20 protein-coding genes and 2 pseudogenes are annotated in these 23838 nt (G+C 62.7%); 19 read left to right on the top strand and 3 right to left on the bottom strand.

Annotation, left to right across the window (positions count from 1 at the left end; translation table 11 throughout):
• Positions 1-13: 13 nt before the first annotated feature.
• The 4 genes and pseudogenes from J2X62_RS10435 (at position 14) to J2X62_RS10420 (ending at position 4885) form a co-directional block, all read left to right on the top strand.
• Positions 14-1861 carry a DUF3556 domain-containing protein gene (locus tag J2X62_RS10435; RefSeq protein WP_310180196.1) on the top strand — a complete coding sequence of 616 codons (1848 nt, stop codon included), beginning with the start codon at positions 14-16 and terminating at the stop codon, positions 1859-1861.
• Positions 1858-3276, top strand: coding sequence for an NAD(P)/FAD-dependent oxidoreductase (locus J2X62_RS10430; RefSeq protein WP_310180193.1), 1419 nt, complete (start codon positions 1858-1860; stop codon positions 3274-3276). Before J2X62_RS10435 ends, J2X62_RS10430 begins: the two co-directional genes overlap by 4 nt.
• Before the next feature lie 85 nt (positions 3277-3361).
• Positions 3362-4138: pseudogene (locus tag J2X62_RS10425) on the top strand (SDR family oxidoreductase).
• Between the two features lie 189 nt (positions 4139-4327).
• Positions 4328-4885, top strand: a complete 558-nt coding sequence (locus tag J2X62_RS10420; protein ID WP_310180189.1) for a hypothetical protein — start codon at positions 4328-4330, stop codon at positions 4883-4885.
• Between the two features lie 102 nt (positions 4886-4987).
• On the opposite strand, the gene J2X62_RS10415 is transcribed toward J2X62_RS10420, so the two are convergent.
• Complete coding sequence (locus J2X62_RS10415) at positions 4988-5581, bottom strand: hypothetical protein (protein WP_222072284.1); 594 nt, start codon at positions 5579-5581, stop codon at positions 4988-4990.
• Positions 5582-5642: 61 nt separating this feature from the next.
• Positions 5643-6290, bottom strand: a complete 648-nt coding sequence (locus J2X62_RS10410) for a hypothetical protein (protein ID WP_143536207.1) — start codon at positions 6288-6290, stop codon at positions 5643-5645.
• A 214-nt stretch (positions 6291-6504) separates the two neighbouring features.
• Here J2X62_RS10410 and J2X62_RS10405 point away from each other — a divergent pair, with 214 nt between their 5' ends.
• The 14 genes from J2X62_RS10405 to J2X62_RS10340 all read left to right on the top strand — a co-directional run bounded on the left by J2X62_RS10405 (position 6505) and on the right by J2X62_RS10340 (position 22134).
• On the top strand, positions 6505-8136 hold the full coding sequence (locus J2X62_RS10405; protein ID WP_027494756.1) for a methane monooxygenase: 1632 nt from the start codon (positions 6505-6507) through the stop codon (positions 8134-8136).
• Positions 8137-8223: 87 nt separating this feature from the next.
• A complete protein-coding gene (locus tag J2X62_RS10400; protein WP_032366492.1) occupies positions 8224-9267 on the top strand; it encodes an FAD-binding oxidoreductase in 1044 nt (347 codons plus the stop codon).
• A gap of 65 nt (positions 9268-9332) precedes the next feature.
• A complete protein-coding gene (locus J2X62_RS10395; RefSeq protein ID WP_283548715.1) occupies positions 9333-10457 on the top strand; it encodes an aromatic/alkene monooxygenase hydroxylase subunit beta in 1125 nt (374 codons plus the stop codon).
• Positions 10454-10798: a propane 2-monooxygenase effector subunit MimD gene (mimD, locus tag J2X62_RS10390; RefSeq protein ID WP_027494759.1), complete on the top strand. Its 345-nt coding sequence runs from the start codon at positions 10454-10456 to the stop codon at positions 10796-10798. The genes J2X62_RS10395 and mimD overlap by 4 nt, the downstream gene beginning before the upstream one ends.
• 71 nt (positions 10799-10869) lie before the next feature.
• A complete protein-coding gene (locus J2X62_RS10385; protein ID WP_310180170.1) occupies positions 10870-11211 on the top strand; it encodes a hypothetical protein in 342 nt (113 codons plus the stop codon).
• Between the two features lie 42 nt (positions 11212-11253).
• Complete coding sequence (gene groL, locus J2X62_RS10380; RefSeq protein ID WP_222072281.1) at positions 11254-12903, top strand: chaperonin GroEL; 1650 nt, start codon at positions 11254-11256, stop codon at positions 12901-12903.
• Between the two features lie 308 nt (positions 12904-13211).
• Positions 13212-14978 carry a sigma-54-dependent Fis family transcriptional regulator gene (locus J2X62_RS10375; protein WP_371832706.1) on the top strand — a complete coding sequence of 589 codons (1767 nt, stop codon included), beginning with the start codon at positions 13212-13214 and terminating at the stop codon, positions 14976-14978.
• 1083 nt (positions 14979-16061) lie between these two features.
• The gene (locus J2X62_RS10370) at positions 16062-16796 is read left to right on the top strand and encodes a hypothetical protein (RefSeq protein ID WP_167325899.1); all 735 of its coding nucleotides are present in this window, start codon (positions 16062-16064) and stop codon (positions 16794-16796) included.
• A 385-nt stretch (positions 16797-17181) separates the two neighbouring features.
• Entirely contained in the window at positions 17182-17826 is a 645-nt protein-coding gene (locus J2X62_RS10365) for an MspA family porin (protein ID WP_310180162.1), read from the top strand.
• 90 nt (positions 17827-17916) lie between these two features.
• Positions 17917-18303 carry a hypothetical protein gene (locus tag J2X62_RS10360; protein ID WP_032366499.1) on the top strand — a complete coding sequence of 129 codons (387 nt, stop codon included), beginning with the start codon at positions 17917-17919 and terminating at the stop codon, positions 18301-18303.
• 108 nt (positions 18304-18411) lie between these two features.
• Positions 18412-18696 (top strand): hypothetical protein, encoded by a 285-nt coding sequence (locus J2X62_RS10355; RefSeq protein ID WP_240933861.1) that lies wholly within the window; start codon positions 18412-18414, stop codon positions 18694-18696.
• On the top strand, positions 18693-20699 hold the full coding sequence (locus tag J2X62_RS10350; protein ID WP_310180157.1) for a hypothetical protein: 2007 nt from the start codon (positions 18693-18695) through the stop codon (positions 20697-20699). The genes J2X62_RS10355 and J2X62_RS10350 overlap by 4 nt, the downstream gene beginning before the upstream one ends.
• A gap of 40 nt (positions 20700-20739) precedes the next feature.
• Entirely contained in the window at positions 20740-21219 is a 480-nt protein-coding gene (locus J2X62_RS10345; protein ID WP_052053680.1) for a hypothetical protein, read from the top strand.
• Between the two features lie 285 nt (positions 21220-21504).
• Complete coding sequence (locus J2X62_RS10340; RefSeq protein WP_310180405.1) at positions 21505-22134, top strand: hypothetical protein; 630 nt, start codon at positions 21505-21507, stop codon at positions 22132-22134.
• Positions 22135-22214: 80 nt separating this feature from the next.
• On the opposite strand, the pseudogene J2X62_RS10335 reads toward J2X62_RS10340, so the two are convergent.
• Positions 22215-22448, bottom strand: a pseudogene (locus J2X62_RS10335) (transposase); the annotation flags it as partial.
• Positions 22449-23049: 601 nt separating this feature from the next.
• Between J2X62_RS10335 and J2X62_RS10330 the strand changes: the two are divergent.
• Positions 23050-23712, top strand: coding sequence for a TetR/AcrR family transcriptional regulator (locus J2X62_RS10330; RefSeq protein WP_162247545.1), 663 nt, complete (start codon positions 23050-23052; stop codon positions 23710-23712).
• Positions 23713-23838 lie beyond the last annotated feature (126 nt).

Here is a 23838-nt window from a genome sequence, read left to right as displayed (position 1 = left end):
AGAAAGCTCACTCATGGGATTCAAGAACGGACAGTTTCCACCTGTCGACCTCGAAACCTTCCTCGACCGGCCCCTGCTGGAACGAGTGAAAACCCTTGCACTGCATTGGGTCGACTACGGCTTCGGCTCGCCGAAGGTCATCCCCACCACCTACGTCGTCAAGCTCCTGGTGCTCTACATCGGGATCGGCCTGACTCTGGCGACACTGAGTTCCGGCGTCGGGATGCCGTGGGACGTCGGCTCGTGGTGGGACGACATGATCGTCTACCAGAAGTTGGTCTACTGGACGATGCTGCTCGAAACCGTCGGACTCGCGGGGTCGTGGGGACCGATCGCCGGCAAGTTCAAGCCGATGACAGGCGGAATCCTGTTCTGGGCGAAACCGGGGACCGTTCGGATGCCTCCGTGGCCGGGCAAGGTGCCGTTCACCTCGGGTGACACCAGGACGCCGCTGGACGTCGTGCTGTATCTCGCTCTCCTGGTGAGTCTGTTCGTCCCCGTCATCGCGCCCGGAACACCGCCCGGTGCATTTGCCTCGATCCTGCCCGAGGGCATCGGCAACCTCGTCGATCCACGCTGGGCGATCGCGCCGGTCTTGCTCACCATCGTTGTGGGCCTTCGCGACAAGACGATCTTCATCGCTGCCCGCGCCGAGCAGTACGGTCCTGCGATAGTCCTGTTCGGTCTCGTGGGAATTCTCGGTGACAACGCCATCGTCGACCTCGTCGTCGGACTGAAACTGCTCATCTTCTCGGTGTGGGTCGGGGCCGGCATCTCGAAATTCGGTGCACATTTCGCCAACGTCGTTCCGCCCATGGTCTCGAACAGCCCCTGCATTCCCACGCGCTGGGCCAGGCGCAAGCACTACCGGAATTTCCCGGACGACATTCGGCCCTCGGCAACAGCCAAATTGATCGCGCACGTATTGGGCACCACCGTCGAGATCGCGGTACCGGTCGTGTTGCTGCTCACCACCAACACGACCGTCGCCCTCGTCGGAGCACTTCTCATGGTGGCATTCCACCTGTTCATCATCTCGACGTTCCCGCTGGCGGTGCCGCTGGAGTGGAATCTGTTGTTCGCCTACGCAGCAGTGTTCCTCTTCGTCGGACATCCTGCAGGACAGGGCTTCTCGATCTTCGACGCCTCCCCGTGGTTCGTGGCGACAGCGCTGGTGTGCTTGTTCTTCTTCCCGGTGCTGGGCAACCTACGACCGGACCTCGTGGCCTTCACGCCCTCGATGCGCCAGTACGCGGGCAACTGGGCCTCCGGTCTGTGGGCGTTCGCACCGGGTGCCGAGGACAAGCTCGATCAGATCGTGCGCCCCACCCGCAATCAGGTACGACAGCTCGAAGCCATGGGTTACCCGCCTGCCGTCGCCGAGATCACGATGCAACAGACCATCGCATGGCGCTCGATGCACAGTCAGGGCCGCGGATTGTTCTCGCTTCTGATCCGCAACGTTCCCGACCTCGATCGATGGACGGTGCGTGAAGGCGAATTCGCATGCAACTCGATCCTCGGCTTCAACTTCGGCGACGGCCACCTGCACGACGCCTCCCTCATCGCAGCGATTCAGCGACGCTGCAACTTCGAGCCGGGCGAGTTCGTGGTGGCGTGGGTCGAATCGCAGCCCATCCATCGAAAGACGCAGTCCTACAAACTCATCGATGCCGCCCTCGGCGTGATCGAAACCGGTACGTGGAACGTCGACGACGCGGTGTCCGCCCAGCCGTGGCTACCCGACGGCCCCATCCCCATGTCGGTGACGTGGCGGCGTCGCGCAGACTCGACAACCGCTCGACACTCGGCACCAGAGGCGTCGTCAGCGACGGCCGGTGCTGGAGAATCGACATCATGACGCGATCCGCGACGATAGTGGGCAGCGGCCCGAACGGGCTTGCCGCTGCACTTGCTCTGGCACGCGACGGCATACACGTCACCGTGCTGGAGGCAGAGAGCGAGATCGGCGGCGGCACCCGTAGCCACCGGCCTTTCACCACCGTCGATCTGCTCGTCGATCACTGTGCCGGTTTCCATCCGATGGCGGTGGGTTCACCCGCCCTCGCCGGTCTCGAGCAACACGGACTGACGTGGCGGTGGCCCGAGATCGATTGTGCTCATCCGCTTCTCGACGACGCGGCAGCACTGCTCCATCGATCGATAAACGAGACTGCTGTGGGCCTGGGTGCGGACGGCAAACGATGGAAGGCACTGTTCGGGCAACCGTCGTCGTCGTACGACAGACTGTCCGCAGACCTACTCGGACCGGTCGTCCACCTGCCCCGACATCCACTGCTGCTGGGGAGATTCGGTGCGCCGACTGCTCTGCCCGCTGCGGTGTTGTCACGGGTGTTCGCCACGCCGCAGGCGCGGGCACTGTTCGTCGGAGCAGCGGCACACGCGATGCGGCCGTTGACCGAAGTGTTCTCCTCCGCCATCGGGGTGGGAATCCTGACCGCGGGACACCACAACGGATGGCCGGTGGCGGAGGGCGGAACCGCGGCGATCTCACGGGCGATGCACTCCGCGCTCATCGAACTCGGAGCAACCGTGCAGACTTCGACGCGGGTTGCCTCGCGAGCCGATCTGCCGTCGTCGGACATCACGATTTTCGACACGACGCCGTCCGTGGTGGCCGACGTACTCGGCCAGGAACTCACGACGCGTACACGTCGCTCCTACAACAGGTTTCGACACGGACCGGCTGCGTTCAAGGTCGACCTCGCGGTGCGCGGTGGAGTCCCGTGGACCGACACCCGGGTCGCGCAGGCCGGCACTGTGCACGTGGGAGGTAGCGCCGAGGACACCATCGCAGCCGAGGCGGCCGTTGCTGCAGGACGAATGCCCGATCGGCCGTTCGTCCTCGTCGGGCAGCAGTTCGTCGCAGATCCTCAGCGCGCGGACGGAGACGTCGTACCGCTGTACGCATACGCCCATGTTCCCGCCGGCCTCGACCACGATGTCACCGACGTCGTGATCGACCGCATCGAACAGTTCGCACCGGGCCTGCGTTCGCGAATTGTGGAGACAGTCACCACGTCTCCGCAGAGCTTCGCCGAAGGAAACGCGAATTTCGTCGGCGGCGACATTCTGTGCGGTACGTCGTCACCGACACAATTGCTCCTCGGACCACGGCCCGGCCGAGACCCGTACCGCACGGGTACGCCGGGGTTCTATCTGTGCTCGGCGGCAACTCCCCCCGGACCCGGTGCACACGGCATGGCGGGACTGAATGCAGCGCGACGAGCTCTGGATGACCTGCTGAAGCGCTGAAACATCGACACAGCAATACCTTTCGCCTTCTCTGTCGTCAGCGAGAAGGCACCACCTCTGCTTTCCCACGGAAGGACCGAACACAATGCCAATCGACGAATCTCTCCACGGCAAGGTCGCACTCGTCACCGGTGCCGGGGCAGGCCTCGGCGCCGCCATCGCGCGGCGACTGGCCTCCGACGGTGCACAGGTGGTCGTCTCCGACACCGATCTCGACGCCGCCCGCCAGGTGGCGTCTTCGATCGACGGTGCGATCGCTGTCGCGACAGACGTCACCGACGAGGATCAGGTTCGATCTCTCGTCGATCAGACCGTCGAACACTTCGGCAACCTGCACACAGCAATTCCCAACGCCGGTGTCGGCGAAGTCAGAGCGATCGCACAGATGTAGTACGCCGATTGGCGGCGTACCACCGCAGTCAACCTGGACGGCGTGTTCCTGACCATCCGCTACGCCGCACCCGCGATCGCAGCATCCGGCGGCGGCTCCATCGTCACCATCAGCTCGATCACCGCGACGGCAGGTTCGGCGCTGCTCGCGCCCTACGCCGCCAGCAAGGCCGCGGTGAGAAATTTGACCGAAACTGCCGCAACGGAGTTCAGAACGCAGGGTGTTCGAGTCAACGCTGTGCTGCCGGGGTTCATCGACACCGCCCTGGTCACCACGGCAGCCCCCGAATTCGAGGCAGCTCTGGGGCTACCGGAGGGAGGGTTCGACACCCTCATCGCCGACAAACAAGGGCGCTACGGCACACCGGAGGAAGTAGCAGCAGCGGTCGCGTTCTTCGCATCGCAACAGTCGTCGTGGTGCACGGGAAGCAGCCTCGTCCTGGACGGCGGACTGGTCGGCTCACTGCTCTGAACGCCTGACGGGGTTCGAGGAGCGAGGGCGCAGCCGTGGCATTTCGACGCGAATCGACGTGGGGCCCAGGTGTGGAAACTGCTCACGCGGGTAACCGATGGACAAGGAGCCGTTCACGCGGCCGCCAAAACCTCTGTTATATCGCGTGTTTCGCGATCGGAGCAGCGCACACAACCGAAGGATCCTCTGATGTCCAACAGAAATACCCTCATCCGTTCGCTACACGATCTCGGTGCCGCCGCCTGGTTCGGCGGCTCGCTCATGGGTGCCGTCGGCGTGAACGGTGCTGCCACTGCGGTGCGGGATCCGCGAGACCGCGCACAGGTTGCCGCGGCAGGGTGGGCGAAATGGGCTCCGGTCAACGCCGCGGCCATCGGTGCACATCTCATCGGCGGCGCAGGCATACTCATGGCCAACCGCGGTCGGGCTCGGCATCAGCAGGGTGTCACCGCCAATACCAACTTGAAAATCGCCGTTACCGGTGCCGCCCTGGCCGCCACTGCATACAGCGGCGTTCTCGGCGCGAAAACGACCAAGGCTCAGGGCCATTCGATCGATTCGGCAACCGAGCCGTCAGCAGCTACCCCACGCGAGGCCGCCGCAGCACAGAAGCAACTGAAGTACCTCCAGTGGGCATTGCCGGTCCTGACCGGAACCCTCGTGGTGCTGGGTGCTCAGCAGGGTGAGCAGCAGAGGCCGACCGAAATCTTGTCGGGAATCGCAGGAAAGCTGGTCGCCCGCGCGTAGATACACGCGCATGTGCCCTACCCCGTCGCAGACACTGCGGCGGGGTCGCACTTTTTGGGGCAGTGCCGACACCGGCGTGCAAGGTACGGCGGTCAAGGGGGCCTAGGAATTCCAGCGAAGACCGGGCGTCATCGCGATGTCGGTCACTTGCTGGACCGTCAACACGGGGTCGGCGGATACATCGACGATGCTGCCGTCGGTCCCGTATACCTCTACGCGACTGCCTCTTTCGGATGATCTCAGATCGACGACTGTGCCGTCACTCAGTGTCCGACGCTCATCGACGTAGCCGGCCAAACATGGACCGGCAGATTGGTCGGATGTCGACAGCCTCACGTTCAGGTCACCCACGGCTCCGCCCAGCGAGATACGCCCATACGCAGAGGCGCTGAAGTCGAATGTCAGCGGTGGGAACATGGCATCGGGTTCTACCGTGGTCCCGGCGGGAAGGGCTCGCGCCAAAGCGGCCGACTTGGCTGCTGCGTCGAACCCCGTCGGGGCGGAATCCGGTCCGACAATGGCGTAGTTGATTCTCTGCATGTCCTCGGGCTGAATGACCTCCGCACAGCCGGGTATCGACACGGCGTCGGGTTGCGGATCGTGGAAAAGACCGGCGACTACGACGCCTGCTGCCACGGTGCCGACGATCACCGAGACTGTCGTCCACACCGACTTCGGGTCACCTGGGCTGGCCATCCTGCCAGTGTCCACCGCCGGCGACGACCCCCATCGCCCGGGTCACGCTGCGTTGCAGGCTTTACCGCCGGGACCGTTCGGCAAACCCCGACCCCACTGCTCCGACCGCGAACACCGCTGCGGTCAGCACGATGTTCGGCCACAGACCGAAGCGGGGGTCCAGTGCCCACTCCCGCGGCACGAGATTCTCGACGTTGTAGAGGTTGGACACCAGACTCGCAGCAACGGCGACAACACCGATTGCCACCAGCAACCGCGACCGCAGGCCGACACCCCACACCAGGACCGCGATCGATATCGCCAGTAAGGGCAACAATCCTCGAATCGTCATGTTACCCACGTAGAACATCATTCCGTTCTGCACGAAAACTGCTATTGCACTCGACAATCCGAGACTCGCAACGAGCCACAGCCGAACATGCATGGCGACGCCCGATCGACGTTCGCTCCACACGCAGTAGACCGCGACGGCCCCGATGCACACCGGCAGAGCGCACAGCCAGTACACATCGGCTGCTGGTTCTCCGAGGTGCGCACCACCGAACCACGCCGGACCCGACACCGACTCACCGCTGACGACCGGTTGCCGAACGTAGAACGGCAACGCACCGACGAAGAGCACCGAGATGAACAACAGCGGGATAAACAACGGCGAAGCCTGAGCATCCGACTCGCTCACAGTCGCCGTTCTGCCTGATCCAAAACTCACGTGCCCTCCTCGGCGAGACAATCACACCTTACGTTCGGTTTGTTTCCAATGGGTGCACTTTCGACCGATCTATACGCCGTCTACCAGGCCGCACATCGAGTGCCACAAATCTCAAACTGAGACGGATGAGACGTAAGTCACGGTGTTCAATCATGTGCACATCTTCCCGAGAAGGTCGACAACCCCTGCCGACCTCGCATCCAGGAGGCGCACATTGAGTAGGCAAAGCCTTACCAAGGCACACGCGAAGATTTCGGAGCTGACGTGGGAACCCACGTTCGCTACCCCTGCTACTCGCTTCGGCACGGACTACACGTTCGAGAAAGCACCCAAGAAGGACCCACTCAAGCAGATCATGCGGTCCTACTTCCCCATGGAGGAGGAGAAGGACAACCGCGTGTACGGCGCGATGGACGGTGCCATTCGCGGCAACATGTTCCGCCAGGTCCAGCAACGCTGGCTCGAGTGGCAGAAGTTGTTCCTCTCGATCATTCCGTTCCCCGAGATTTCGGCGGCCCGTGCGATGCCGATGGCGATCGATGCCGTGCCGAACCCCGAGATCCACAACGGCCTTGCCGTTCAGATGATCGACGAGGTGCGTCACTCGACGATTCAGATGAATCTCAAGAAGCTGTACATGAACAACTACATCGACCCGGCCGGCTTCGATATGACCGAGAAAGCGTTCGCGAACAACTACGCGGGCACTATCGGCAGGCAGTTCGGCGAGGGCTTCATCACCGGTGATGCCATCACGGCCGCAAACATCTATCTGACCGTGGTGGCGGAGACGGCGTTCACCAACACCTTGTTCGTGGCCATGCCGGACGAGGCCGCCGCCAACGGCGACTACCTGTTGCCGACGGTGTTCCACTCGGTGCAATCCGACGAATCACGGCACATCTCGAACGGGTACTCGATTCTGCTCATGGCCCTCGCCGACGAGCGGAATCGTCCTCTACTGGAACGCGATCTGCGTTACGCCTGGTGGAACAACCACTGCGTTGTCGACGCGGCCATCGGCACCTTCATCGAGTACGGCACCAAGGATCGACGCAAGGACCGCGAAAGCTACGCCGAGATGTGGCAGCGGTGGATCTACGACGACTACTACCGCAGCTACCTGATCCCGCTCGAGAAGTACGGCCTGACGATCCCCCACGACTTGGTCGAAGAAGCGTGGAACCGGATCACGAACAAGGGTTACGTCCACGAGGTCGCGCGATTCTTCGCCACCGGTTGGCCGGTCAACTACTGGCGCATCGACACCATGACCGACACGGACTTCGAGTGGTTCGAGCACAAGTACCCCGGCTGGTACAGCAAGTACGGCAAGTGGTGGGAGGAGTACAACCGGCTCGCGTACCCGGGGATCAACAAGCCGATCGCATTCGAGGACGTCGGCTACCAGTACCCGCACCGCTGCTGGACGTGCATGGTGCCGGCCCTCATCCGTGAGGACATGGTGGTCGAGAAGGTCGACAACCAGTGGCGCACTTACTGTTCGGAGACGTGCTACTGGACCGACGCAGTTGCCTTCCGCGGCGAGTACGAGGGCAAGGAGACGCCGAACATGGGTCGTCTCACCGGTTTCCGTGAATGGGAGACACTGCACCACGGCAAGGATCTCGCCGACATCGTCTCCGATCTCGGCTACGTCCGCGACGACGGCAAGACGCTCGTCGGTCAGCCACATCTCGATCTGGATCCGAAGAAGATGTGGACACTCGACGATGTCCGCGGGAACACCTTCCAGAGCCCGAACGTGTTGCTGAACCAGATGACCGAATCGGAGCGGAACGCACACATCGCCGCGTACCGAGCCGGCGCGACCATGCCTGCCTGATCACAGACTCGGTGGGCAGCGGCCGATCACGGGCGCTGCCCACCGCATCCAGCACGATCACTTTCTTTCGATTCAGGAGAACCCCTCGTGGCCGACACACACCGAATCACGTTCGACCCGGTCGACATCGAGATGGAGGTCCGAGAGGACGAACACATTCTCGACGCGGCCTTCCGACAAGGAATCCACCTGATGCACGGCTGTCGCGAAGGACGTTGCTCGGCGTGCAAGTCGTTCGTTCTCGACGGAGACATTCAGATGGAGGGCCACTCCACTTTCGCGTGCAATGAGGCAGAACAGGACGAGGGATTCGTACTACTCTGTCGCACAAAGGCTTACAGTGATTGCACCATCGAGCTGCTCAATTTCGACGAAGACGAACTACTCGGTGGAATTCCGATTCAGAACGTCACCACCCGCGTAGTCTCGGTCGAGTCGGTCACCGCCGACATCGTGGCCCTACGCCTCGAACCGATCGAGCCCGAGGTGTTCGAGTTCAAACCCGGCCAGTACGCCGATCTGCAGATCCCCGGCACCGACGAGTTCAGATCCTTCTCCATGGCGTCGACACCGTCGACGCCGAACCAGGTCGAGTTCCTCATCAAGAAATATCCGGGCGGCGTATTCGCAGCCTTGCTGGACGACGGAATTTCGGTCGGCGACAGCATTTCCCTGACCGGCCCGTACGGTTCCTCGACCCTCAAGGACGGTCACGTCCTGCCGGTGGTCTGCATCGGCGGTGGTGCCGGCATGGCGCCCGTCCTGTCGCTGGTCCGGCACATGAGCGAGTCCGGCAACACCCGTCCCGTGCACTTCTACTACGGCGCGAGAACCCCGGCCGACTTGTTCTACGTCGACGAGATCATTGCCCTCGGTGCAGGTTTGGTCGACTTCACCTTCGTGGCGTGCGTATCCGACGCAGCGGGAGTCGCATCCTCGGGATCCTTGTCGATCGAAGAGGGAAACGTCACCGACGTCGTACGTCGTCTCGAACCCGACATCGCCAGAGCCGAGGTCTACCTGTGCGGACCTCCCCCGATGGTCGACGCTGCGTTGGACCTCCTCGACGTGTGCGGAACGCCGACGGACCAGATCTTCTTCGACAAGTTCACCAGCCCTGCCTTCGACTAGTTCACCGCCGAGACCGGGCACGCGTACCACGAACATCAGCCCCTACCTCAACCGAGAGGCCAGACATGACTGCCACCACAGACTCGACTGCCACGACGGAGCCGAAGCAACGCAGCTTCCCCACAATCGAATTCACCGATTCCGAAGCCGGAGCCAAGGAGTTCCCCAGTTCGAGAAGCCGTACGTACAGCTACTACACACCGGCCAAACGTCGGGCCACGATGTACGAGGACGTGACCGTCGACGTTCAGCCGGACCCGGATCGGCACCTCACGCAAGGGTGGATCTACGGCTTCGGCGACGGCCCGGGCGGTTACCCACAGGAGTGGACGGTCGCGAAATCCTCGAACTGGCACCAATTTCTGGATCCCAACGAAGAATGGGACCAGACGATCTTCCGCAACAACTCCGCGGTCGTGCATCAAGTCGAGCTGTGTCTGAGCAACGCCAAGCGGGCCCGTGCCTACGCCGGCTGGAACACCCCGTGGCTGAAGTTCATCGAGCGGAACGTCGGGGCGTGGATGCACGCGGAAAATGGACTGGCACTGCATGTGTTCACGTCCATTCAGCGTTCGGGGCCGACAAACATGATCAACACGGCCGTTGCGGTGAACGCCGCCCACAAGATGCGGTTCGCACAGGATCTCGCATTGTTCAATCTCGATCTGTCCGAAGCCGATGTCTCCTTCGACGGTTCGGCCCACATGGAGGTGTGGAAGAGCGCACCCGAGTGGCAGCCGACACGTGAGGTCGTGGAACAGCTGACGGCTGTGCCGGATTGGTGCGAATTGCTCTTCGCAACCAACATCGTCTTCGAGCAGCTCGTCGGCTCCCTGTTCCGCACCGAACTGGTGATGCAGATTTCCGCCCGCAACGGCGACTACATCACCCCGACCATCGTCGGTACCGGCGAGCACGACTACGACCGCGACCTCAACTACACCCGGACGCTGTTCCAGCTGCTCACACACGACCCGGAATACGGCGAAGCCAATCGCGCACTGTTCGGCGAGTGGATGTCGCTGTGGGTACCGAGATGTCTGTCCGCCGCGCGCGCCCTGCAACCCATCTGGTCGCAGCCCGCGGACAAGGCTGTGACGTTCGCGACCAGCTTGGACGCGGCGATCGCCAAATTCACCGTTCTGCTCGAATCACTCGGCCTCGACATCCCGCAGGAGTTGGCACTATGACCATGCATTTCGGATCGGACACGGAGTTCTCCAACAAGTGCGGCGTGACGCTGATGAACACGCCGGTCGGACGTGTGGTTGCCGAGGTGATGGGTGACAAGGACGGCGTCGAGCTCACCGAGTATCCCTCGATGATCCGCGTCGACGGCACCAAACTCCTCTCGTTCGACTACGACGAGCTGACCGATGCACTCGGCCAGGAATTCGACGGGTCGGTCTTCGAGGAGATCAGCTCGACGCATTACGGCCGCATGGTGCACCTCGACGACAAGACGATGCTCTTCGCTAGCCCCGAGGACGCCGCCAAGTACATCGGGTTCGATCTCGCCGAACGGCCCTGACCTCGCTTCGGCCGATCGAGCGCCGGCCATCGATGCGCAGCCCCGAACCGACACGAGTGGGAGATTCGAAGATGTACGAAACCGACGTCGACCAAGACCTCTTCGCTGCCGTGGGCACCGGCGGGGTCGACGAGACTGCTTGTCTCGAGGCTTATTTCGCGGTTCTGGAGCGTTCGATCGAGGAGCATCTGGCTCGCACCGGAGAAGGTACCGATCGTGTTCGTTCCCTGACACTCCGCGATATCAGGGGCGAACGACACACCACAGCATTGTTGCGACGGCGGAGCGCACTCGGGCTGAGCATCTGTCCCAACAGTCGCGTCTTCGTGGACGAGAGCGGCAAACCCATGATGCCGGACGACCGAAGAGGGCTTCGACTTTCGTCCGGACAGTCCACGCTCTCGACCCCGTGAACCGAACCGACCGCACATCACACCACTCGAAGGGAATACGTCATGGCCAAAGAACTGCGGTTCAACACCGAGGCGCGCGCTTTACTGGAGCAAGGCGTCAACGCACTCGCCGACGCGGTCAAGGTGACTCTGGGCCCGAAGGGGCGCAACGCCGTGCTCGAGAAGCTCACGGGCCCACCGACTATCACCAACGACGGCGTCACCATCGCAAAAGAGATTCAGCTCAGCAACCCGTTTGCGAACATGGGTGCGCAGCTGGTCAAAGAGGTTGCGATGAAGACGAACGGAGTGGTCGGCGACGGAACCACCACTGCCACCGTGCTCGCCCAAGCGATGGTGCGGGAGGGGCTGCGAGCAGTGGACGCCGGTGCCAACCCGATGCGTCTGCGCCGAGGCATCGAGACCGCCGTCTCGGCCGTCGTCGATTCCTTGCGCGCTCAAGCCGTCGAAGTGGTCGGCAATGCAGACCTCGAGCGCATCGCGACACTGGCGGCCAGCGACGACGACGCCATCGGACAGTGCGTGGCCAAAGCCGTGGAGTACGTGGGTAAGTCGGGCATCGTCACCACCGAGGAAAGCGACACTCTCGGGATGTCGGTCGACGTGGTCGACGGCATCGAGTTCGATCACGGGTTCATCTCCGGCTACATGATCACCGATCACGAGCGAGCAGAAGCCGTCCACGAAAATCCGGTCATTCTGTTGACCAACAAGAAGATCAACCAGGTCCAGGACATCATGCCGAGCATCGAAGCCGCGAAGCGAGCAGATCGTCCCCTGGTGGTCATCGCCGAGGACGTCGATGGACCGGCGCTGCAGCTGTTGGTCGGTGGAAACATGCACAACACGATGCAGTCCGTCGTGGTGCGAGCACCGGGCTTCGGACATCGCCGCGTCGCAGAACTCCAGGACCTCGCCGTGTCGCTCGGGGGCCAGGTCATCGCCAAGGACACCGGCCTCGAACTGTTCGAGGTCTCGCTCGACCAACTGGGCTCGTGCGACCGCATCACCGTCACCGAGCACTCGACCACCATTGTCGGCGGCCGGGGCGATCCCAAGCTGCTCGACGCGCGCGTGGCTCAGCTCGAGTCGCAATTCGAGCGCTCCAAGATCGACGGTGACCGGGACAGCCTCGAGCAGAGGATCGCACGACTGACCGGCCGGGTGGCCGTGGTCAAGGTAGGCGGGGCCACCAGTGTCGAGCTCAAGGAACGCATGCTGCGTGTCGAGGACGCCCTGGCAGCGTCTCGAGCAGCTCTGGAATCCGGGATCGTCTCCGGCGGGGGTACCGCGTTGGCGCAGTCCCATCGCGCCCTCGGCGAGTTGGAGCTGACCGGAGACCAGGCGATCGGTGCCGAAGTGGTCCGCAAAGCGCTCACCGAACCACTTCGATGGATCGCCATCAACGCCGGCTACGAAGGCGACGACGTCGTGGAGATCGTGTCCGGACTGCCACTGGGCCATGGCTTCAATGCGCTCACCGGCGAATACGGAGACATGTTCGACGACGGAGTGATCGATCCCTTCAAAGTGACGCGTGCGGCGCTCGAAAGTGCGGCTTCCATTGCAGCGCTGCTGATCACCACCGAAACCGCAGTGGTGGAAGAGGTATTCGGCAATCCGGGCGCGATCATGGCCCCCGGATTCGGCGATCTCGCCGAAGGAATGGTCCGCCCCTCGAACATCTACTGAAACCTAACAAGTTTCACGCTGCTCGGGGGTCGGCATCGCAGTGCGGACGCCGATCCCCGAGCGGCACCAAGGAGACAACCACGATGTCCTCATCGAATCCGCGACGCGAGCTGACCGATCACGACCTCCGAGTCGTGCTGCGAGTTCTGACCGGCATTCATATCGGCCCCGAGGTGCCTGCCGCAGCCGAGTGCCAAAAACCGCAGACGCCACGCTTTTCGACGGGTAGACTCGATCCCCGCAGAACACCTACGCCGAATCGATCACGCGCAGGCGGTAATTGAGTTTCCTCGATTGTTTGTGGGTAGGTGGCGGCTTTGGCAAGACAGGGCGCACGCGATCTCTCGAGAGCGCGTGACAAGTTCTTCGTAGAGAACGAGTTCGACGACGCGGTCCGAGACCAGATCTCGTTCTCGTGGGAACGATCGCGCGCACTGAACATCCAACCCGACATTCTGCACCTGCCCTTCGTTCGCGAACCCGACTTGGACAGCCCTCTCGTCGTCGCCGCAGCGCCCGTACTTCGCCAGCTCGCAACAGGTTTGGTGGACGAGCCGATTTCGGTGATCCTCACCTCGGCCGACGGTGTGGTGTTGGACCGCGTGGCCGGCAGCAAGCCACTGCTGGACAATTTGGACAACGTCAATCTCGCACCGGGCTTCAGCTACTCGGAAGAATATGCCGGCACCAACGGCATCGGCACAGCGCTCGAGACTCGCAAACCGACTCTGGTCTACGGAGCCGAACACTACGTCGAGAGCTTGGGCGGGTTGGTGTGCGCCGGTGTCCCCATCGTTCATCCCATAACCGGACTCGTCGTCGGCGTTCTCGACGTGACCGGATGGATCGACGACGGAGCTCCACTCCTGGTGACACTCGCGCAATCGGCGACGGCACAGATCGAAGGTCGACTGCTGTCCCAATCGAGTCAGGAGCAGACCGCTCTGCTCAACACCTATCTCAAAGCGTGCAGGCGATCCCAACAGGTCGGAGTTCTGGCACTCGGCGACGACATCGTCCTGCTCAATCGCAAGCTACGCAATGCCCTTACCCCGCAAGACCAAGCCGCGTTGCTCGAGCACGCAGTCGATCTGAGCGTCCACACCGACAACAGCAAGTATCTGCTGACCCTGCCCGGTGGGCAGACCGTCAGGTTGTCGCCGTTCCACGACGACGCCCTTGCGCCTCGACACGGCGTGGCGGTGTACCACGCCTACCTCAACGACACAGCCGGGCCGGCGGCGATAGCCATCGAGGGCATCAGGTCGCTGCCCGGCATCGTGGGAGACAGCGCATCGTGGAGGCGCGCGACCCGAGACGTGTCGCAGTGCGTCCGCAGGCACGAATGGGCCGTGGTGGCAGGCGAATCCGGCTCGGGCCGATTCGCGGTCCTCAAAGCTGCAGCACAACAGCATATTTCCAGTCGCACACACTTCGTCACCGCAGCCGAACTCGCCGACGGGGACGCAGGGATGCGGGCGCTCGAAACCGAGATCGAACAGGACGAATTCAGCGTCATCATTCGCGACCTCGACCTGGTTCCGAACTCTGTCCAGCAAGAGATCGCGAGCCTGATTCAAGGGCGCGAACACGCCGGATGGATGGGAGCCACCATCGGAACCGGTACGCAGAGCGCCGGAAGCGAGGCACTGATACTTCCCTTCTTCGGCCACACCGTGCACGTACCCGCCCTTCGACACCGCATCGAAGACCTCCACAAGTTGATTCCCTACCTACTGCGCCAAGTCAGTCGCGGTCAGGAGCTGTCACTGTCGGCGGCTGCTGTCCGCCAGCTGACCAAATACAGCTGGCCCGGCAATGTCGGACAGCTCCGCGACGTGCTCCAGGAGGTCGTGCAGAGTCAACGTTCAGGGGTCGTCGAGGCAGACAAGCTGCCACCATCCGTCCGAGCGGTGAGCCGCAGAACCCTCACCCCGATAGAGGCAATGAACCGAGACGCAATAGTGCGCAGCCTCGAGGAAAACGGTGGGAACAAGCAGGCCGCCGCCGATGCCCTCGGAATGTCACGGGCCACGATCTACCGAAAAATCCGAGAATTCGGCATCGAGTTCTAGACAGGCCAGACGCCGAGCCGGCCGCAGGTCGGATGCTCGACGAAAAAGCCCCGAACCGCATCGCTGCAGTTCGGGGCATCTTCTTCTGTGCGCCCGAAGGAATTCGAACCGAGCGGGTTGTGGGTTCGAGCGACCTCGAAGGTCTAGCTCAGTCCAACCACGTTTTCCCGCCCAGGTGTCTGCGTGATCGGACACATTGACGAGGTCGTATCGACTGCGAGGAGCCGGGTGCGCTGTCGCAATTCGGCACGTGCACTCGGGGCCACCCGCGCCACGAGACGCCTCGTGGCACTGCGTCGATGTTTCCGGCTTCACTCGGCTGGCACTTCAGCGGTGCCGAACAGGAGCGGACCACCGCCGCAGGGGTTTTGGCGGTCGGTGGTCGACTTCATATCGGAAGGCGTCCAGCTGATTGAAAACCTGCGCACCAAGCCGCCAAACGGGCACGAATACGTCACACAGCGTCCGATCGCGGCGTTCCACGCAGGCGCATGAGGGTGTTGTCTGATTCAATATCGCCATGACTGGGACGCGGAGTAACACACAAATTGGCCACAAGGTTGGTGACAAAGTCCAAATTCGACGCGAAGGAGGTATCAGCAAAGGGACCCTTGTCGAAGATTTCGCAGACTCGTTGATTCCCACCGAGCAGCTCGGGCGAGAGTGGGCACAGCCACACCGGTGGGCCGTTGCACTCGATACGGGTGTGCTCGTATTCGCGGACGACAGTGATGTCGTCGCGGGTGACGCCGTCAGGGCACAGTGACATCGATGACCGCGAGTGAGCCGGCGGCAACGACCGCTTCACTGTCGACGCGGTAGCCGTCGAATGCGGCAACACTCGAGCTCGTGCACGGCGAGAGCACTAGCCGCTCGGAATTGTTCTACGACAGCAGCTATCGCCTGCCGACTCGGTGGACTGGGTTCAGAGGGGACATGGTCTCGGTCCTCTGGGGGCTGTCCCTGACCGCTGTCGAACGCCCGCACCCTGTGCGGAGCGGCCTGTCCGTGGATTGGTCGGTGTGAGATAGTCCCGTCTTCCGGCCCTCCAATTGTGTTGCGAGAGAGGGCAGCATTGGTGGTGTGATGAAGGTACTGATGTGGTGGCTACCTGCGCGCCGCAGAGCCGCGCGGGTAGAGATCGCAGCCGTGGTGGAAGAGGCGCGAAAGGCGTTGATAGAGCATCAGAAATTGGCGCGGACTGCGCAGATCACTGGCAGTGCCGACGATCAGTGGGCTGCGGACGACGCGCGCAGACGGTGTCAGCATCAATGGTTCGCGATCGGCGACGCAATGCGGGCTCTACCCAAGCGTGAGCGTGAGCTGGTCGAGGTATGGGACCGGGCAGCCGCCATGGCGTGGTGGCACCGCACCAGTGACCGTCAGGGATGGGCATGCTTCGAAGCTGCAGCGGCACAGGTGATCGCAGCTCTACCGGGCGGCGTGGATTCCGATGCCGTTGCGGCTGTGATCGAGGCGAGTGCACGTCGTTTCGACGTTGAGCTGCAGCGGCGGAGCGAAGTGAATCCCGACCCGTCGACACCGAGTGCGCCCGAGCTGATCGACCAGGAAGAGCTGGTGCGGCTGCTGCGCGAAAATCTGCTGGAGGTACTCGCAGACGAGTCCGGCTCGGCGCGGGCGGACATGGCGTTGCGGCATCTCGAGCCTTGGCTGTGTGAGTCAGTTGTAGAGCTGGCGAAGCCACAGTCGCAGCATCGTCTGCGCGAAATCCTCGATCGGTGGCGCGCACTGCGCGCGCAGTTCTCCCCGCCCCGGATTGGTGGTCCGAGCGATCCCACACCGGCGCGAGGCGAGTGACCGCACGTTCCCATCCTCGCTTGCCATTGAGACCGATCTTGGTCGCGTCGGATACAGCCCACCCTCACGGGCACGGTGAATGCGATTCGGCCGTGTTCGGGACTGACAATCGTGAGCCCTGTCACCCTCGTTCGGTCAGCAAACCGCCTGGTCCACGACTTGCCGAAATGTTCCTGTAACTCCAAGTACAGCTATTCGTGGGCCATTCGAGCCTCGTGAACCGGTCGAGTGCCGGTGTGGTGTTGTAGCGTGCCATCCAAAATGCTCAGCAAATATCCAGCAACATAGATAGTCCTGACCTTTCCGGTCCGCCGAGGGAGACAACAAAGTGGGAACAACGACAAGCAGAACATCCACATCGAGGACGGCGCGGAGCCGCCACGCTGTGAAGAGAATCGCTATTCCAGCGGTGGTTTCGACGTTATTGGCCGCGGGTTCGCTTGCGTTCGCAGGCAGTGCCGCAGCAACCCCGACGCCATTGGCCGACAAGTTTTCGAGCACGGTCACCGATGACGGATGGATCCTCGATCTCACCGCGAGCAAACTATCGGCGAACCCAGTTCCGAACCTGGCGACTACAGCGTTCACGCGCGAGGGATTCGTGTCGGCAAAGGTGACCGGCACCGTCACCGGTGCCGGTGATAGCGCGGTGAAAACAGGGTACATCGAGCAGGGGTTGCAGATCGGGTGTCAGATCGATGTCTCGTCCGGACTCGGCTTGGGGCTTGGCTTTTCGTTCGGTCCGTCGGTGGGTGTGTCCATCTCTGGGGTTCCCTCGGCAAATATCGGTGTCAATGCTTCGGTGAACCCGAACATCCAGGCCACCATCGCTCCAGGAACGATCACCACGATTCCGCTCGGCAAGAAGGATCTCGAAACCTCGAAGGCCTCGATCACGGCGGAGAACGTGCATGTGAAGGTCGATGCCTGCCTGGGACCGGTCACGATCCGCTCCTACGCGCAGTTCGCGGTGTCGACAGCGACCTCGGACAACAGTGTGTTCGTGTACTCCGACCCCACTTGGCTCTGACCGACGTCTCGATTTCATCGAAACAGCACTGAGGCTGTTACCCAACAGTGTTCGAGCCCATCGGACCTGATCATTCACAGGGAGTACTCCATGTTCGACGCACGTATGAACAAAGCCGCGGCTGTGGCCGCAGCAGCGACGACTGTGGTCGGCGGCGTTCTGCTCGCCTTCGCACCGGCAGCATCGGCAGCACCCATCCTTGCTGAACTCGGTGCCCCCGTTGTGCAGATACCCATCGACCACACTGTCGCTATAGCAGCCCGGGACAGCGGCATCCCGGCCGCCCTGGCCAACGCGAATGTCACGATTCCGGTACAGGGGTGGGAGAGGGTGATCGACTCCTCAGCGAACGTTCTGGCAATCGCGACCGCTCGAGCTGCGCAGTACCCCAACGGTTGCGCTTCCTATCAGTTCTACCTTCCGCCGAGCGGGAAGTGGGCAGCCGCGGCCACCTCGTACATCAACTGCCCCTGGTAGAGAACATCTTCTTCCTTTCCAGATGCATCTCCTCCCGCCATGCGCCCCAGCTGATTGGGGTATCTCGAGTCCCGTGTTTCTTTTGGTAGAGAAAGGCATTCACTTTCGATGACCACTTCACCGGCCGACCCGATGACCCCACCGACCCGCCGCGTCGGCGCAGCACGGAACCAAACCTCCACAGCGGTTATCGCGACACTGTTCGGGCTCGGGTTGCTTATTGTGGCGTTCGCGGTGATCGGACGCCTCGCCGGGTGGGCTGCCGAGAACGGGACGATCCTGGTGTATCTGGCGTTCTTTCTGTGGATGTCGATCGCGGGCCGGGTGTTCTGGTGGGGCGCAGACAGATTGGTTGCCACGGTCCGGAAGACGGCGGCCCAGGACCACCGATGACACCGGAACCTATATCGAAACCGCCTGCGGCATCGAGGAAGCCGGCGCTACGCAGGTCGGTGGCGGGAGTCCTCGCTGCCGGGGCACTGTTGGCCGGGACCGCCGCAGTGATCGGTGCCGCGATCGTGCTCACAGCAGGGCCGGCGTATGCGACACCGGAAGAGGATTGTGCGGCGGTGCGGGCGCGGGATCATCAGATCTACCTGAACCTGATTGCCTCCTTACCGCCGGGCTCTCCGATCCCGCCGGAATACATCAACCCGTGCCTGACCGCACCGTCGACGACCACGACTGCTCCGCCGACGAGCACCGCCGGATTGCCGGGCGCGCAAGCACCCGGCGGTGGCCCGAACGTCGGAGCGAACGCGCCGACGAACTTCCCCACCTACAACGGCACCCCCATCGTCCCCGTGCCTGTACCTGCGCCGGGGGCGGCGCAGACCGCAACACCCGGCGCACCAACGGCCCCGGGTGTCGAGAACCCGACAGGCGTCCCGGCTGCGACGACGACCAGTGGGGATGCGCCGACATCGCCGCAGCCTGCTGGATCGACTGCACCCACCGCGGTACCCGATCGTGGCCCCGGGCCGATACCTACCAATACCGCACCAGCGCAACCGGTTTCGGAAGCTGGATCCTCGATAGCCGGGGAGGGTGCAGATCGTGACAGGTATCTCGAACTCGTGTTGGTCGGTGCCGCCGCGTTCACCGCAGCCGGGATCGGAGTGCGTGGGCGGCCCGGACCGTTCAGCCCTCGGACTCCGGAATCGATTCTCTCCCAAGCGGTCGGCACTGTTGCTTCGCCGTTGATCGCGTATGCCCCTGGTGGGCAGTCGAAGATCACCGTCCCCGATCCGGGTGGGGGTCGCCGCACGTTCTTCCTCATCCACGACCCGTCGTCCTCGCACGAATCGGTGATTCCTGTCGACGTGCCGCCCGGGGGCCACATGTCGATCGATCCGGACGGTTCGGTGACCGTTGTCGACGCCGACGGAAACCCGGTGTCGACGGTCGCCGCGCCGTGGGCGTACGACGCCGACGGCACACCGATTCCCACGCACTACGAGATCCGCGACGGACACCTCGTCCAAATCGTCGACACCGTGGGCATCGAGAACATTCTGTATCCGATCCTGGCCGACCCCTTGTCCGGCGGTGAGAACGCAGCCACCGGAAGGTCGATCACGGCGACACCGTTGTACAACGGGCAGGATGCGATCAGCGGTCAACCCGGCGGTATCGCCGTCGTCGGTGCTCCCGACCCCGGATACAGCCCATACCAACCCACCACCGACACCGTCAAAGACGGTACCGACCTCACCGTCGACCAAGGCGGCGGCACCACCAACCGCTACACCGGCACCGGCACCGATGCCGGTCTGCCGTACACCACCGAAGCCACCACCGACACCTATCAGCAAATGGCCGAAGACCAAGCCACCGCCGAGCAATCCGCTGACGATGCTGCGACGCAGGCCGAGGTCGAACAACAGCTCTCCGCGGCCCCGACGACAAGCGACTCCCTCTCCCGCGCCGCCGGTGCTGTCGCTATCGGCGCAGTGGGGGCCGGTGAGACTGGTATCGGAGTCCCTGCCGCCATCGGACTCGCAGTCCTCGCCGGAGGCTTGTTCATCGCGGGAATGGCGCTCGACCGCGGAGACGGACGAGACCTCGGCGGACATTACGCCGACGGCAACGACGGCCGGAGCGGCAAGGAAGCCGAACAAGCCGCACTCGACGAACGTGAAGAGCTAACCGGCGAAACGATCGAACGGCGACAGGTCCGGTCCACTGTCGATGGAGCCAGAAACGGCAGGTACTACGATGGGCTCGCCGAAAACCCAGATGGGACGTACACCGCGTACGAAGTCAAGAGCGGAACCGCTCGTAAAACGGCCGGCCAGCGCGCGTTCGACGACCTCGTCTCCCCGGAGAACCCCGCAACCGCCACACTGAACGGCAAGACGATCAAAATAGTCGAAGTCCAAGACCTAGCGGGATGATCACTCACTTTTCAGACGGCACTCACATCCAAGGAGCTCAATGTTTCTGTTCGTGTCCAACGGCGGCAAACAGCAATCCATTGCACATCGAATCGATTTTCCATGGCAGTTCGGGCAGCTACTCTCGCGGTTCGATGGAATGCAGCGGTCTGCGTTGACGGTCTCGAAGGTCCCAGAGGGCCGGTACTACGAGGATCTCAGCGACGACGAGAAAACCGCGATGAGCGAAAGCTACATCCAAGCAGCTGGGTCAGCGCGAGCGATGTCGGTCGAATTGAGGTTTCCCATCGACGGTGTTCATCGCCTGTTCGTCATCGGCCGACCCGGCCCTCGTCATGGCGAACCCACCGTCGGAATCCCCTTCTTCAGCGGCAAACGCTCCCTCACCGTGTACCCCGAAGAGGTGTTCACCGCTGACGATGCCACGCAGTTGTTCTTCGATTGGGCCACCACCGGAGACATCGACCGCACGAAGCACCATCTCCGCGAATTCGACCTCGACGCTTTCTACAGAACCTGAGACCTCGTCGACTGCTCCGATCCGACCGGGCGTGCACCCGACTTGTGGTTGCCCGCATCGACGACTGAGCCGGGCGCGCTCGAGCGCGATCACCCCGAAGTCGCGGCTTCCGATGTTGCGGTGTCCGTCAGTGCCGCCGACCCCAGAAACGTTGAGCAACAATACTATTGGAAGCTCCCTGTCGGCAGGCGGGCCATTTTCCATGGTCCACCTGCCGGTCATCACCTGAGCTATTCGCTGGAGACGTCGACCAGCACCTTGCCGAACACCCACTCAGGAGCAGCGATGACCAGGAACCCTCTTCGTGAGGCGGAGGAGAACAACCCCCACGGGGTGGGGGCGTTGACCGATGGCGAGGTGGCTCAGTTCACGGCGGCGGTGGAGTATTTGCGGTCGGTGATTCTTGCCGCGTTCGGGGTGGAGTGGACCGATCCGGTGTTTTCCGGTGACGGATACGTCGTGACCGAATTCCCACGCAGTCGTAGGTACTTCGCCGGGTATGACGGGGTGCGCAAGACTGCGCGCGGGTATGCGGTGATGTCGGGCGACGAGCGCAACCTCGAGGGTGGGTCGGTGACGTTCGGTCGGTTCGAGGATGCGGTGAAAGGCTACGCAGCGGGGGTGCTCGATTCGTTTCGGACGTGGCGCAGCGGCCGTTACCTGGGCAGCGTGGCGTGGATGTGGAACGGCACGATCGGGCCCGGTGTCGTTGCGCACCTGTTGGGTCGGTCGAATACTCAGTTTCGTTATTTCCTCGAAGAGGATCCGAGTGCATGGCTCGAGGGTGACAGGGTGGTTGCGACGTTGTCGCATGGTTTGGGTATGTCGGTTGCGGCGTTCATCGCGGTGATCGTCGCGCATCCGAAGGTGACTGCCAAGGATGCGACAGCGTGGCCGAAACCGGTGCGTCCCTGACCTTCTCGACCCGTATCGATGGTCCGGTCAGACCGGCATCTCCATCCCCACCGGCGGCAGGGGCCCAACGGTGAGAACAACGGGAGTGTGCGCGCCGCGTCAGCGATGAACGCATCTTTGGCGCCGGTCTTTCCCCTGCCGGGATACAGGTCGGCAATGCGTCGCATACGCAGCCCGGGTAGGTAGGCGGCATCGATTCCGCAATCGCAAGCAACCACAACCGGGTGTGCGCCGATGTTGCGTGGTCGGTCGACGATCACCAGCAGCTTCCCGTGACGGCTCAGATCGTCGAACATTCGCCGCAACGCGGCCTTGTCTTGACGATGAGCTCGCCGAGAACCCGACGGGACGTACACCGCATACGAAGTCAAAAGCGCGGAGCGACCGGAGACGAACGGGTTCCTATGTGGTCGGACCGTCCAGCTGGGCCGTTCGCGTGGCAAAACGGTGCGGTGTCTGCTTTGATTTCGATATGTCTGCAACGCGAAGTAACACTTACATTCACGATTCTGTCGACATAAAAGCTCAGTCGCGACACAATCCAGTCGCTGCTGACGGAAAGCCGGGGGCGACGTGACGGGCGGGGGTCTCGAACTGAGCGATGCGCTGGTCGCGTTCGCTGTGCAGTGGGAGCCGTTCGGGGGCGCGTCGCCTGCTGATGTCTTTGTCGAGTTCGGGATCGACATCGATGAGTATCGGCGTCGTTTGTTCAGTCGATTGTGCAGGCCCGATCGGGCGCTGGTCCCCCTTGATGTGCACGGGCGACTCATCCGGTACGCCCTCGAGCCTGCGGAATCCGAGCCCAGAGTCGGTGAGTAGTGCACCGCCGCTGATCTCGCCGCGACTGTTGTGATGCGGGCGCTCGGGTAGTCTTCGCGGTCTGGGTCGTGAAGAACCGACAGGGCAGGAATGTTCGTGAAGCAGGTGCAGTGCGTGTTTCGGTCGCTACTGGGTGCTGATCCGACTGCTCAGCGTTCGTTGAGCGATCCGGCTGCCGCGCGAATCGTCGACGAGGCGATCGAGGCGATCGCGGTTCTCGGTTGGCGTCGTATGACGATGAGCGATGTGGCCAAACGCGGCCGTATCGGACGCGCGACGCTGTACCGCTACTTCGCCTCCAAAGACGAACTGCGCGATGCCATCTTCCTGCGGGAAGTCAACCGCTTCATGGACGCGTCTACTCGAGCGAGGGCCAGCACAGCCTCCGTGGAGGATGCGCTGACCTCGTCTCTGGCGATTACGCTCGAATTCGTCCGTGACAACCGCATGCTGAACAGGCTTCGCGAAACCGACCGCGAAATGCTCCTGGAGGCCCTGTTCGACGACGACCTGATCGCAATGGGACGTGAATTCTCCGCACAGCTATGGAAGACCCAACTCCACGGCGAGGCACCGGTCGACGAATCTGTCATGACGCATCTTCGGACAGTCAGTGAGATCACCACCCGGCTGACGTTGTCGTTGATCGCCAACCCACAAACCGTCGTCGACTTCACCGCACCCGACGCGTCCCGCGCCTACGTTCAGCGGTATCTGCTGCCTCTGTTCCGCCCGTCCACGAACTTCGAGCAGGCGTAGACCCGCCCGCTGTAGGAGCTCCGAACGCGTCTTTCGCTTCGATGACCCGCCTCGAGGCGCGGCCTGCAGCACCGGCGAACATGGCCGGGCACACGACATAACCACTCGACAGTCCTTCTTGTAACT

The organism is Rhodococcus sp. 3258 (genome assembly GCF_031456475.1).
GTDB classification, from domain to species: Bacteria; Actinomycetota; Actinomycetes; order Mycobacteriales; family Mycobacteriaceae; genus Rhodococcoides; species Rhodococcoides fascians.
This window is presented reverse-complemented; position numbering and strand designations above follow the sequence as displayed.